Raw genomic sequence first — 12,549 nt, 5'->3', positions numbered from 1 at the left:
ACACAAACAACAAAGTAAGCTACAATCCGATGAATAATCCACCCACATTATAAAATTAAAGGTTTCCGTATGTTAAAAGGCAGTCTGGTTGCCCTGATTACCCCGATGAATCAAGACGGCAGCATCAACTACGAACAACTTCGCGACTTAATCGACTGGCACATTGAAAACGGCACCGACGGCATCGTCGCAGTCGGCACCACCGGCGAGTCAGCCACCCTGCCTGTCGAAGAACATTTGGCCGTTATTGAAGCCACTGTCAAACACGTCAACAAGCGCATTCCCGTTATCGCCGGCACAGGTGCTAACAATACTGTCGAAGCCATCGCCCTTTCCCAAGCCGCCGAGCAAGCCGGCGCGGACTACACCTTATCCGTCGTCCCCTATTACAACAAACCTTCCCAAGAAGGCATTTACCAACATTTCAAAGCCATCGCCGAAGCCACTTCAATCCCGATGGTTATCTACAATGTTCCCGGCCGCACCGTCGTCAGCATGAGCAACGACACTATTTTGCGCTTGGCCGAAATTCCCAATATCGTGGGTGTCAAAGAAGCCAGCGGCAAAATCGGCAGCAACATCGAATTAATCAACAGCGTTCCCGAAGGTTTTGCCGTTTTATCCGGCGACGATCCTACCGGCCTGCCCTTCATGCTGTGTGGCGGTCACGGCGTAGTAACCGTTGCAGCCAACGTTGCACCGAAACTCTTCGCCGACATGTGCCGAGCCGCCCTTGAGGGCGATATTGTGACCGCCCGTCGTCTAAACGAGCAACTTATCCCAATTTATAACACCATGTTCTGCGAGCCCAGCCCGGCCGCGCCCAAATGGGGCCTGAGCTTATTGGGCAAATGCGAACCCCACGTTCGTCTGCCTTTGGTTGCACTGACCGAAGACGGTCAAGCCAAAGTCCGAGCCGCTCTGGAAAAATCAGGACAAATCTGATCCGGAAATAAGGCCGTCTGAATCCCAAACACCCTTTTCAGACGGCCTCCCTGTTAAGAACTTCATCCACAGGAAAACAAGATGACCTATATCAAACCCATCGTAGTAGCCCTCGCCCTGATTAGCATGACTGCCTGTTCCGGCAGCAAAAAAGAACAACCCAAACTCGACTATCAAAGTCAATCACACCGCTTGGTCAAACTGGAAGTACCACCTGATTTGAACAACCCAGACCAAGGCAACCTCTATCAATTACCGGCAGGCAGCGGCGCCGTCCGCGCCAGCGACTTCAACAAACGCCGCACTCAAGCCGTACAACAACCTGCCAATGCAGAAGTTTTGAAATCCGTTAAAGGCGTACGCCTTGAGCGTGACGGCAACCAACGCTGGTTGGTTGTCGATGGCAAATCGCCTCGCGAAATTTGGCCGTTGCTGAAAGTGTTCTGGCAAGAAAACGGTTTCGACATCAAATCTGAAGAACCTGCCATCGGCCAAATGGAAACCGAGTGGGCGGAAAATCGAGCCAAAATTCCTCAAGACAGCCTGCGCCGCCTGTTGGACAAAGTCGGCTTGGGCGGCATCTACTCCACCAGCGAACGCGACAAGTTCATCATCCGCATCGAACAAGGCAAAAACGGTTCGACCGACATCTTCTTCGCCCATAAAGGTATGAAAGAAGTTTATGCCGACCGCAAAAAAGACACCACCATGTGGCAGCCAAGCGAGAGCGACCCTAACCTCGAAGCCGCATTCCTCGCCCGCTTTATGCAATACTTGGGCGTTGACGGCCAACAAGCCGAACAGGCCCTGACCCAAAGCGTTGCCGCCCGCAGCAATGCCTCCGAGTTGGCCCGTTTGGACAACGGCACCCTGCTGCTGGTAGGCGATTACGGCCGCAACTGGCGCCGTACCGCCCTTGCGCTCGACCGCATCGGCCTGACTGTTATCGGTCAAAATGCCGAACGCCGCGCTTTCTTGGTTCAACAAGCACCAACCGAAGGCGAAGCAGTTGCCAATAAAAAACCCGGCCTGTTCAAACGCGTATTTGGCAAAGGCAAGGCAGAAGCGCCAAAAACTTATCCTGAAATCATCGTTTATGTCGAGCCAATCAACAATGGTGCACGCCTCCATTTGTTGAACAAAGACGGCAGCCCATACAAAGGCAGCGATGCCTCCACATTGTTGAGCCGCCTGCACACAGAATTGCGTTAATCCGTTATTCGACTTAAGGCCGTCTGAAATATTCAGACGGCCTTTTTAACGAATCCGGCATGGTTTCAAATTCTCAATCTGACGTTATAATCAGAACATTTTCCCCTTACCCAAGCTGCCATGACCCGACAAAAAGCCTATCTGCTCCTGACTGCCCTGTTTACCCTGATGTTTATCGTCCTGATTCTGTTGGGCGCTTATCTTCTGAGCATTCACAGCAAACAATTCGCCGTTGCCGCCTTTCTGTTTGCCTTTGCCGCCGTTTTTGCCCAAATCGGCAGCCTTGCCCTTTACATCCGCCACAAAACACGCGCGCAAATGGCCCGTATGCAGCAAACCGAAACCCATTAAGGAAAAACCATGTTTGAAAAAATCGTCCTTGCCAGTGGTAACGCAGGCAAACTCAAAGAATTTTCCCGCCTATTTACCGACTTAAACATCGAAGTCCTGCCACAATCACAGTTCAATACGCCCGAATGTCCTGAGCCGTACCATACCTTTGTTGAAAATGCCCTGGCTAAAGCACGCCATGCCGCCAAATACAGCGGCTTACCGGCACTTGCCGACGACTCCGGCATCTGCACCAACGCCTTAAACGGCGCACCCGGCATTTTCTCCGCACGTTATGCAGGCGAAAACCCCAAATCCGATGCCGCAAACAACGCCAAACTGTCTGCCGATCTTGCCGATAAAGACGACAAAAGCTGCTACTACGTCTGCGTGCTCATCCTCGTCCGCCACGAAAACGACCCGCAACCCATCATCGCCGAAGGCATCTGGCGCGGCCAATGGCAGGCAGAAGCAGCCGGCACAAACGGCTTCGGCTACGACCCTCATTTCTATCTGGCCGAACACGGTTGCACCGCCGCCGAGCTTGCCCCTGAAATCAAAAATGCCGAAAGCCACCGCGCTCAAGCATTGCGTGAATTGTTAAGAAAAATTGAATCCTTATAAACCAAAGGCCGTCTGAAACCTTCAGACGGCCTACCTCACATTCATTCCCATGCCCAAGCCCATACCTGAAGAATTGGCAGCCTTTGCAAAACACGTTGCTGCCTTCATCCCAACCACACCTGACGAACTTCTGCAACTCATTGACAGTCAAGAAACTGCTATCGTCTTTTTAGGCAAACCAAGCTGTTCATACTGTCGCCGTTTTGTTGCAAAACTGTCTACCGTTTCCTTAAACAAGCAGTTTACCATCCGCTTTACAGACAGCAGCAACAAAGCGGCTTTGAAAGATTTTCGTGAACAACACGGCATCAAAACTGTTCCCGCATTACTCAACATCTCACAAGGCAAAATAAAATTTGTCTGCAATTCCAAATTATCAGAAGAAATTGAAGCTTTTTTGAGCGCTTAGACTGCGCAAATTTCCTACTGATTACTTTCCCGGCCGACATTTCAGTTAAAATAACGGCCCTAAAAATTTCAGACGGCCTCGAGCCTCAACACATACCATGACCCAAATCACTTTCCAACGCCCCGGACAGCTAACCGCCCTGCCTCCCTTATCACTCTATATCCACATTCCTTGGTGCATTAAAAAATGCCCATATTGCGACTTTAATTCCCACAGCCTCAAAAACGGCCTGCCGGAAGAAGCCTATATCGATGCCCTATTAACCGACTTGCAGCTTGAGTTGCCCAATATTTGGGGCAGACCTGTGGAAACCATATTCTTCGGCGGCGGTACGCCCAGCCTGTTTCAAGCGGAGTCGATTGACCGCTTGTTAAGCGGCGTGCGTTCGCTGTTGCGCTTACAACCCGAAGCGGAAATTACTTTGGAAGCCAATCCGGGCGCATTTGAAATTGAGAAGTTTCAAGGATTTAAAGACGCAGGTATTACGCGCCTGTCTATCGGCGTACAAAGTTTTAACGACGATATGCTGACTCGATTGGGACGCGTTCACAACGGCAAAGAAGCCCTGACGGCCATTGATACTGCCTTGAAATTATTTGAAAAAGTCAATATCGATTTGATGTATGCTCTGCCAAACCAAACGGTTCAGACGGCCTTAAACGATGTGCAAACCGCTATTGCAACAGGCGTATCGCATATCAGCGCATATCATCTGACCATGGAGCCGAACACGCCTTTTGGTCATACGCCGCCAAAAGGTTTGCCGCAAGATGAAGCGGCGTTGGATATTGAAGATGCTGTACACGGTGCATTAGAAAGCGCAGGCTTTATCCACTACGAAACATCGGCTTTTGCAAAACCTAGTATGCAGTGTCGCCATAATTTGAACTACTGGCAGTTTGGCGATTACTTGGGCATAGGTGCGGGCGCACACGGCAAAATTTCCTATCCCGACCGCATCGAACGCACCGTCCGCCGCCGTCATCCCAACGACTATCTTGCCGCCATGCAGAGCAATCCGCATGAAGCAGTTGAACGCAAAACCGTTGCTGCTGAAGACCTTCCATTCGAGTTCATGATGAACGCCCTGCGCCTGACCGACGGCGTACCGGCTTCAACGCTGCAAGAACGTACCGGCGTACCCACTGCAAAAATTATGGCTCAAATCGAAACCGCCAGACAAAAAGGCCTGCTTGAATCAGACCCGACCGTATTCCGCCCGACTGAACAAGGCCGTTTGTTCTTAAACGACTTGTTACAGTGTTTTTTATAAGTGCGGTTTTACAACAGTTAAAACATTTTTAGATTTGCTTAATTTACGACAAGAAAATACAATCAGAATAATTGTTGGGAACGACCAACCCCGGCGATTATCCACTACTTCTCATCCTACATTAAGGACAAAATCATGAAAAAAGTTCTGGTAACACTGATTGCTCTTTCCCTACCTACATTTGCATTGGCTGATGCAACCAAAGGTTTTTATGTTCAAGCTGATGCTGGTTATTCTACTGTTAAGATTAAAGACAACTCTGGTGAAGAGGAATTCTCTGATAAAGCAAAAGGCTTTAGCCCTCGTCTATCTGCTGGTTATGATTTTGGTGACTTCCGTGTTGCAGCAGACTATACACATCATAAATCTATTGAAAGAGGTGAATACGAGGATGACAGTCACTTATATTACAAACTGAAATTTCAAAGTATTGGCGTTTCAGCAATCTATGACTTCAATACTAATACACCTGTTAAGCCCTACGTTGGTGCTCGTTTAGGTATTAATCGCGTTTCATTAAATTCTGATGAAGCCGACCCTGGTTTTCACTATACAGAACATTCACGAAAAACCAAAATGGGTATTGGTGCATTGGCTGGTGTAAGCTACGAAGTAACGCCTAATGTTGCTTTGGATGCTGGCTATCGCTACAACTATTGGGGCAATTTTGAAGAGACCAAAATTCAATCCCACGAAGTATCTGCCGGTGTACGCGTAAAATTCTAATTTTTAAATACTTGGTATGAAGCAACAATTGCTTCATACATCAAGTAACAAAAGGCCGTCTGAAACCTGTTTCTCAGGATTTCAGACGACCTTTTAAATAGCTAACAAAATATTTCTGTAAAATAAAATTTTGGCAAAATTTCATTTTCTTAAGAGTATATTCGCAACAGTATATTCATAACCGAATTTGCCTAATTTACTACAAAAAAATACAATTCAAATGATTGTTAGGATCCATTAGTTCTAATAATTATTCACAACCAAAATCTATTCTTAAGGACAAACTAATGAAAAAAATTCTGGCAACACTGATTGCTCTTTCCCTGCCTACATTTGCATTGGCTGATGCAACCAAAGGTTTTTATGTTCAAGCTGATGCTGGGCATTCTACTATTTCATTAAAAGATAATGATGATGGTGAAACTTTTACTATTAAAAATAAAGGTTTCACTCCACGCTTATCTGCTGGCTATGATTTTGGAGATTTTCGCGTTGCTGCAGACTATACTCACTACAAAACCTTCAAGGGTATTGACGAAGTAGGAGATGATGAATTAGTTAATTATAAAGCCAAATTCAAAAGTGTCGGTGTTTCTGCCATTTATGATTTCAACATTAACTCATCTGTCAAACCATATGTCGGTGCACGCTTAGGTATTAATCACATATCTGTTAATCGTGAAGATGAAAATTCTTCAGAAAACGAAACTAAAATGGGTATTGGTGCTTTAGCCGGAGTAAGCTACGAAGTAACACCTAATGTTGCTTTGGATGCTGGCTACCGCTATAACTACTGGGGCAAATTTGATGGTCTTAAAACCCAATCTCACGAAGTATCTGCCGGTGTACGCGTAACATTCTAATTCTTGTCTTGAAGCAATCATTGCTTCATACATCAAGTAACAAAAGGCCGTCTGAAACCTATTTCTCAGGATTTCAGACGGCCTTTAAGTTGTTTAAATATGTCTAACTTTTTGCTGCTTTTACTTTTGCTGCAAACCATAGCGCCGCAGCCGTACCTGCCATATCGGCAATACCATCCGCGATCGAACCTTGGCGCGTAGCAGTCAGAAATGCCTGAGCCAGCTCGCTTCCTACTGCGAATAATAAAGCGGCAAACAGAATGCCTTTATAGGGAATATTCCTATTGTCTTGAATAAATATTTTTGCACACAACCATGCCTGACCGAAAAACAGTCCGAAATGGCCAACTTTATCAAAATGGGGGAATGGTGGAGCGCTATTGCCGCCCTCTTTGAAAAGTAAGGCATAAATGGCGGCGGCAAACCAGATTAAGGTAGCGGCAGTAAATTTGTTTAACGGCAAGGCTTTCATTTGTCGGCCTCTTCATCCAGCCATGTTTGACAGATGTCTGCCAAGCGGACAAATTTTCCACCCCGCGCCTTCAAAATATCACGCCATTGTGCTACTTCTTCTGCATCCGGAGCATCTTCAATACTGCATTCGTAAAGGCAGAAGTCTAATGTTTCTCCAACAACGCCGGGGGCTTCGGTCTGCATCAGGCTGGTTAGTTCGTTCATATTTACTGTTTCTTTAATTGGTTTATCGCTAGCCAGACTGCGCCGTCTGTTTTCAGGCCGTCTGAACTAATGTGCAAGGCTGCCCGTTTGATTTGGGCACGCTTACTTACTGTGTAAAAAACGCGTTGCCTCTTCCCATTCGCCATTTAACACGGCCGGCAATCCTTGCAGGGATTTGGCGATGGCATCATCAATTTGCTGTCTGTGTTCCGCTGACGGTTTATTCAACACATAACCGACAACCAGATTACGGTCGCCCGGATGATCAATACCCAAGCGCAGGCGGTAGAAATTAGGCGTACCCAAACGAGCCTGAATGTCTTTGAGACCGTTGTGTCCGCCGTTGCCGCCACCAAGTTTGAATTTGATACGGCCGCATGGAATATCCAGCTCATCATGAACCACCAAGATTTCCTCCGGCTTGATTTTGTAAAACTGAGCCAAAGCAGCTACTGCCTGACCGGAACGGTTCATAAAAGTCATGGGTTTGAGCAGCCAAACATCGCCGTCAGGCGTAGTGGCGCGCGCTACTTCGCCGTAAAATTTCTTTTCGTCTTTAAAATTGACTTTCCATTTCCACGCCAGTTCATCCAACAGCCAAAAGCCGACATTATGGCGCGTTTGTTCGTATTCTTGGCCTGGATTGCCCAAACCGACGATTAATTTAATTTTCAAGCTCATTACTGTTCTTTCAGTTTGACAGGCCGTCTGAAAAGTTTCAGACGGCCTTGGATTTATTCTTGCCCGGCGCGTTTACGTCGCGCTTCTTTCGGATCGATCAACAATGGACGATAAACTTCAATCCGATCGCCATCGCGCAACACCGTCTCGTCTTTCACCGCCTTGCCGAAAATACCCAAAGGCGCTTGTTGCAAATCCAACTCTGGAAACTCTACCTCCAAACCGCTTTGCAGGGCGGCTCCGCGTACGGTTGTACCTTCGGCAACGGTCATGCTCTTCAACACTTGCCTGTTTGCCAGTCCGTAAACAATTTCAATCTCAAGCATAGCGGCGGTCGGCCTCTTTAATAAAAGCATCCACCAACGTACCGGCGAGATGGCCGAACACTGGGGAAATCATGGCAGAGAGTACGGCATTGGAGAAATCGTATTCTAATCTGAATTCGACTTTACACATATCATCGCCCAAATCAATAAATTTCCAAGTACCGCGCAGGGTTTTAAATGGTCCTTCGAGCAAATCCATGCGGATTTCCTGCCCCGGGATATTGTGGTTGTGCGTTGCAAACGACTGTTTGACACGCATATAGTCCATAAACAGGCGCGCTTTGAGCTCATTGCCTTTGCGTTCGATGACTTCGGTCTTGCTGTACCACGGCAAAAATTTTGGATAGTCCTCGACCTTGTCCACCAGCTCAAACATTTCCTTAGCGCCATGCAGCACCAATACGTTTTTCTCGACTTTTTTCATGTGGTTGTAGACCTTGTTTTTGAATATTCAGGGTTCAGACGGCATGATTCAGAAAAATATCCGCCCTACTTTGGGACAAAATTCCCAATTTAAACCGCTTCTCCGTTTTGTTTCGCTTCCAGCCATTCCCAGCGTTCCAGCTTTTCCAAAAGCGACATCTCGATTTCTTCCGCCCTGTTTTGCAATGCGCCTGCTTTTTCGTAATCTTTAAAAATTTCAGGATCGGAAAGCTGGGTATTGATTTCAGCCTGCTCGGTTTCCAAAGCAGCGATTTCATCAGGCAGGGCGTCAAGTTCGCGCTGTTCTTTATAGGAAAGTTTGACTGTGCGGTTGGCTTTGGGTTTGACTTTCTCAGGCTCGGTAACCGCTTTGGGCGCAGAGGCCGTCTGAATTTTCTCTTCGCGCGATTTTGCGTCGATATAATCCTGATAGCCGCCGATGTATTCTTTCAGACGGCCTTGTCCTTCGAAAACAATGCTTTGGGTAATCACATTATCCAAGAACATACGGTCATGCGAAACAAGGAATACCGTGCCTTGATAATCGCGCAGTAGGTCTTCGAGCAGCTCTTGGGTGTCAATATCCAAGTCGTTGGTCGGTTCGTCCAAAACCAGGATATTGGCGGGACGGGTGAAGAGTTTTGCCAGCAGAAGGCGGTTGCGTTCGCCGCCGGATAGCGATGAAACGGGGCTTTGTGCGCGGGCTGGATGGAACAAGAAATCTTCCAAATAGCTCATCACATGCTTTTTCTTACCACCAACTTCAACGTAATCGTTGCCCTGTCCGAGCGTGTAAAACACAGTATCGTTTTCATTCAACGCACTGCGGAACTGGTCAAAATAGGCAACTTCCTGCTTACTGCCGATACGGATTCTGCCGTAGGTCGGCTGCAATTCGCCCAAAATCAGCTTAAGGAAGGTGGTTTTACCGATACCGTTTGGACCGATTAAGCCGATTTTGTCGCCGCGCTGCAAAATGGCGGAGAATTTGTCCATGATGACTTTGTCGCCATAGGCAAACGAAGCGTGTTCTAATTCGGCGATGATTTTGCCGCTTTTCTCGCCGCTGTCGAGCTTGAAGTTGACTTGTCCCTGCACATTGCGGCGTTCGGCGCGCTGGCGGCGCAGTTCTTCCAAACGGCGCACGCGGCCTTCGTTGCGGGTACGGCGCGCTTCGATGCCTTTGCGTATCCACGCTTCTTCCTGCGCATGGAATTTGTCGAAGAGGCGGTTGTGTTCCGCCTCGACTGCCAACTCTTGCGCTTTTTTCTCTCTGTATTTGGAGAAAGAACCTGGATAGGAACGCAGAATGCCGCGGTCAAGTTCGACAATGCGCGTGGCGATATTGTCCAAAAAACGACGGTCGTGGGTAATCACAACCAAGCTGCCTTCAAACGCCTTGAGCAGGTTTTCCAGCCAGATAATCGCGTCGATGTCCAAATGGTTGGTCGGTTCGTCCAGCAGCAATACGTCGGGCTTCTGCACCCAAGCCTGCGCCAAGGCGACGCGCTTTTTCTGCCCGCCGGAGAGGTTGCCGATTTTTTCGTTTTCCGGCAAACCAAGTTCGCCCAAAGTCTGCTTGACTGCCGCATCCAGTTTCCAGCCGTCTTTCGCTTCGATTTCAAGCTGTAATTCGTTGAGTTCTTTCAACAAAGCCTCACTCGAACCATTTTCCAACTCATGGCTGACATGATGATAACGGCGCAATAAATCGCGAATTTCGCCCAAACCTTCGGCGACGGTATCAAATACGGTTGCGTCCTTATCAAAAAAGGACTCCTGCGGTACATAAACGATTTTGAGGTTGTTTTGAACAATAATCTGCCCGTCATCGAGCTTTTGTACGCCTGCAAGGATTTTTAAAAACGAAGACTTACCCGCACCGTTGCGGCCGATTAAACCGATTTTCTCGCCGCTGTCGAGTTGAAAAGAAGTTTTGTCGAGCAAGGCGACATGGCCGACGGCAAAGGAAGCGTTTTCTACGGATAAGATATTCATGGGGAAACTTCAAAAAAGAAAAGGGGGACATTTTAACCGATTATCGGCAGATATTTACCGACAATCATATGAAATTGAAAGTATCAGGCCGTCTGAAAGCAGTTTTCAGACGGCCTTCATTATTATTTTTGAACCTTCAAGCCGAAATGCAGATAGGCTCGTTCGGTTGCCACGCGTCCGCGCGGTGTACGCTGCAAAAAGCCCTGCTGAATCAGATAAGGTTCAATCACATCTTCGATGGTATCGGTCGATTCACCAATCGCAGCGGCCACGTTTTCCAAACCGACAGGGCCGCCGCTGAATTTGTGCAGAATCGCCTCAAGGAATTTCCTGTCCATCACATCCAAACCCTGACCGTCCACATCCAGCATACTCAAGGCCGCATCGGCAATTTCCGCATCAATGACGCCATTGTTTTTCACATCGGCGTAATCGCGCACTCGTCGCAAAAGGCGGTTGGCAATGCGCGGCGTACCGCGGCTGCGCTTGGCCACTTCCATCGCACCCTCCTCACCCATTTCCAACTGCAACAATTGGGCGGAGCGGGCAACAATAGTCGCCAAGTCTTTGTTTTGATAAAACTCCAATCGGGACACAATACCGAAACGGTCACGCAACGGATTGGTTAGCATGCCGGCACGGGTCGTCGCGCCCACCAATGTAAACGGCGGCAAATCGATTTTGACCGAACGCGCGGCCGGTCCTTCGCCTATCATGATGTCCAACTGATAATCTTCAAGCGCAGGATAAAGGATTTCTTCAACCACGGGGCTTAAACGGTGGATTTCATCAATAAACAGCACATCATGCGGCTCGAGATTGGTCAATAAGGCTGCAAGGTCGCCGGCACGCTCCAAAACCGGGCCGCTGGTTTGGCGCAAATTAACGCCCAACTCTTTAGCGATAATATGCGCCAAAGTAGTTTTACCCAAACCCGGTGGGCCAAACAGCAAAGTGTGGTCAAGTGCTTCGCCACGTTTTTTCGCTGCCTGAATAAAAATAGCCAGCTGCTCTTTGGCCTTATCCTGCCCGATATAGTCGTCTAAAGTTTTCGGACGTAAAGCGCGTTCAAGCAATTCTTCCTGAGCGGAAATATTTTGAGCAGTGATAATGCGCTGAGGTTGTGCAGAAGTAAGATTATCGGTTTGTAACATAATGTTTCTAAATTCTAAGATTATTCCCGACCCGTTGTTTCAGATGGCCCGAACAATCAGATAAAGCGGTTAAATTATGATTTTGACCATTATACCCGATAAGGCCGAGCCACTTTTCCCTCAAATTTAAATCACACAAAAATTTTCGTTTTCAGACGGCCAAAGCAACGTATAATAAACGGTTAATTCAAATACCTATCGCATTCAGGAGAACACATGAGCCTCAAGCAAAAAGTCATCGCCATCGACGGCCCCAGCGCATCCGGTAAAGGGACGGTTGCCTCACGCGTAGCCGAAGCCTTGGGTTTTCTTTACCTCGACTCCGGTGCGCTTTACCGCCTGACTGCGCTTTACGCACAAAAACAAAATGTTGCCTGGACAGATGAAGATGCCGTCAGCACACTGGCAGAAACTTTACCCGCACAATTTGAAAGCAGTGTCGTATTATTGAATGGCGAAGATGTATCCGAGCAAATCCGTACCGAAGCCATCGGCATGGGCGCATCTGCCGTCGCGCAGTTGCCTAAAGTGCGTACTGCCCTTTTGCAGCGCCAACGCGATTTCCTGACCGAGAAAGGTTTGGTCGCCGACGGCCGAGATATCGGCTCGGTTATTTTCCCTGATGCCGCATTAAAAATCTTCCTGACTGCAAGTGCCAATGTTCGCGCCCAACGTCGTGCCAAGCAACTCGGTATCCCATGCGAAGGCGTGGCATTCGAGCGCATTTTGTCGGACATTGAAGCGCGCGACGAAGCAGACCGCCGCCGCCCTGTTGCCCCATTGAAACAGCTGCCCGACGCCCTGCTTCTAGATACCGACAACCTTTCTATCGAAGAAGCTGTAAAAAAAGTGCTTGATTGGTATCATAAAGTTTAAAATTTGGAGTATAATCGCGAAGTTTTCATTT

16 protein-coding genes are annotated in these 12,549 nt (G+C 48.1%); 9 read left to right on the top strand and 7 right to left on the bottom strand.

Annotated features, from left to right (window positions below; genetic code table 11):
* Nucleotides 1-69 precede the first annotated feature (69 nt).
* The 8 genes from dapA to HMPREF2551_RS05715 all read left to right on the top strand — a co-directional run bounded on the left by dapA (nucleotide 70) and on the right by HMPREF2551_RS05715 (nucleotide 6,382).
* Entirely contained in the window at nucleotides 70-945 is an 876-nt protein-coding gene (gene dapA, locus HMPREF2551_RS05750; RefSeq protein ID WP_070837739.1) for a 4-hydroxy-tetrahydrodipicolinate synthase, read from the top strand.
* 81 nt (nucleotides 946-1,026) lie between these two features.
* Nucleotides 1,027-2,157: an outer membrane protein assembly factor BamC gene (bamC, locus tag HMPREF2551_RS05745; protein WP_070837736.1), complete on the top strand. Its 1,131-nt coding sequence runs from the start codon at nucleotides 1,027-1,029 to the stop codon at nucleotides 2,155-2,157.
* A 120-nt stretch (nucleotides 2,158-2,277) separates the two neighbouring features.
* Nucleotides 2,278-2,508, top strand: a complete 231-nt coding sequence (locus HMPREF2551_RS05740; RefSeq protein WP_070837734.1) for an NGO_0222 family membrane protein — start codon at nucleotides 2,278-2,280, stop codon at nucleotides 2,506-2,508.
* 9 nt (nucleotides 2,509-2,517) lie between these two features.
* Nucleotides 2,518-3,111, top strand: coding sequence for an RdgB/HAM1 family non-canonical purine NTP pyrophosphatase (gene rdgB / locus HMPREF2551_RS05735; protein ID WP_070837732.1), 594 nt, complete (start codon nucleotides 2,518-2,520; stop codon nucleotides 3,109-3,111).
* A 73-nt stretch (nucleotides 3,112-3,184) separates the two neighbouring features.
* Nucleotides 3,185-3,520: a thioredoxin family protein gene (locus HMPREF2551_RS05730; RefSeq protein ID WP_283122411.1), complete on the top strand. Its 336-nt coding sequence runs from the start codon at nucleotides 3,185-3,187 to the stop codon at nucleotides 3,518-3,520.
* Nucleotides 3,521-3,617: 97 nt separating this feature from the next.
* Entirely contained in the window at nucleotides 3,618-4,793 is a 1,176-nt protein-coding gene (gene hemW / locus HMPREF2551_RS05725; RefSeq protein ID WP_070837727.1) for a radical SAM family heme chaperone HemW, read from the top strand.
* A 135-nt stretch (nucleotides 4,794-4,928) separates the two neighbouring features.
* A complete protein-coding gene (locus HMPREF2551_RS05720) occupies nucleotides 4,929-5,519 on the top strand; it encodes an opacity family porin (protein ID WP_049336597.1) in 591 nt (196 codons plus the stop codon).
* A gap of 287 nt (nucleotides 5,520-5,806) precedes the next feature.
* On the top strand, nucleotides 5,807-6,382 hold the full coding sequence (locus HMPREF2551_RS05715; RefSeq protein ID WP_070837724.1) for an opacity family porin: 576 nt from the start codon (nucleotides 5,807-5,809) through the stop codon (nucleotides 6,380-6,382).
* A gap of 103 nt (nucleotides 6,383-6,485) precedes the next feature.
* On the opposite strand, the gene HMPREF2551_RS05710 is transcribed toward HMPREF2551_RS05715, so the two are convergent.
* From HMPREF2551_RS05710 to ruvB, 7 genes are all read right to left on the bottom strand, one after another.
* A complete protein-coding gene (locus HMPREF2551_RS05710; protein WP_070837722.1) occupies nucleotides 6,486-6,854 on the bottom strand; it encodes a VanZ family protein in 369 nt (122 codons plus the stop codon).
* Complete coding sequence (locus tag HMPREF2551_RS05705; protein WP_070837719.1) at nucleotides 6,851-7,060, bottom strand: dioxygenase; 210 nt, start codon at nucleotides 7,058-7,060, stop codon at nucleotides 6,851-6,853. Before HMPREF2551_RS05705 ends, HMPREF2551_RS05710 begins: the two co-directional genes overlap by 4 nt.
* A 102-nt stretch (nucleotides 7,061-7,162) precedes the next feature.
* Nucleotides 7,163-7,741 carry an aminoacyl-tRNA hydrolase gene (gene pth / locus HMPREF2551_RS05700; protein ID WP_070837715.1) on the bottom strand — a complete coding sequence of 193 codons (579 nt, stop codon included), beginning with the start codon at nucleotides 7,739-7,741 and terminating at the stop codon, nucleotides 7,163-7,165.
* Between the two features lie 53 nt (nucleotides 7,742-7,794).
* Nucleotides 7,795-8,067 carry an RnfH family protein gene (locus tag HMPREF2551_RS05695; RefSeq protein ID WP_070837712.1) on the bottom strand — a complete coding sequence of 91 codons (273 nt, stop codon included), beginning with the start codon at nucleotides 8,065-8,067 and terminating at the stop codon, nucleotides 7,795-7,797.
* Entirely contained in the window at nucleotides 8,060-8,491 is a 432-nt protein-coding gene (locus tag HMPREF2551_RS05690) for a type II toxin-antitoxin system RatA family toxin (RefSeq protein ID WP_070837709.1), read from the bottom strand. Before HMPREF2551_RS05690 ends, HMPREF2551_RS05695 begins: the two co-directional genes overlap by 8 nt.
* A gap of 89 nt (nucleotides 8,492-8,580) precedes the next feature.
* Nucleotides 8,581-10,488 carry an ATP-binding cassette domain-containing protein gene (locus tag HMPREF2551_RS05685; RefSeq protein WP_070837707.1) on the bottom strand — a complete coding sequence of 636 codons (1,908 nt, stop codon included), beginning with the start codon at nucleotides 10,486-10,488 and terminating at the stop codon, nucleotides 8,581-8,583.
* A 122-nt stretch (nucleotides 10,489-10,610) separates the two neighbouring features.
* A complete protein-coding gene (gene ruvB / locus HMPREF2551_RS05680; protein ID WP_070837704.1) occupies nucleotides 10,611-11,642 on the bottom strand; it encodes a Holliday junction branch migration DNA helicase RuvB in 1,032 nt (343 codons plus the stop codon).
* Nucleotides 11,643-11,858: 216 nt separating this feature from the next.
* On the opposite strand from ruvB, the gene cmk reads away from it, so the two are divergent.
* Nucleotides 11,859-12,518 carry a (d)CMP kinase gene (cmk, locus tag HMPREF2551_RS05675; RefSeq protein WP_070837702.1) on the top strand — a complete coding sequence of 220 codons (660 nt, stop codon included), beginning with the start codon at nucleotides 11,859-11,861 and terminating at the stop codon, nucleotides 12,516-12,518.
* Nucleotides 12,519-12,549: the final 31 nt, after the last annotated feature.

Origin of the sequence: Neisseria sp. HMSC066H01 (genome assembly GCF_001837375.1) — a bacterium.
Lineage (GTDB): Bacteria > Pseudomonadota > Gammaproteobacteria > Burkholderiales > Neisseriaceae > Neisseria.
Note: the sequence above shows the minus strand (reverse complement) of the source record. Positions and strands in the feature narration are given on the sequence as shown.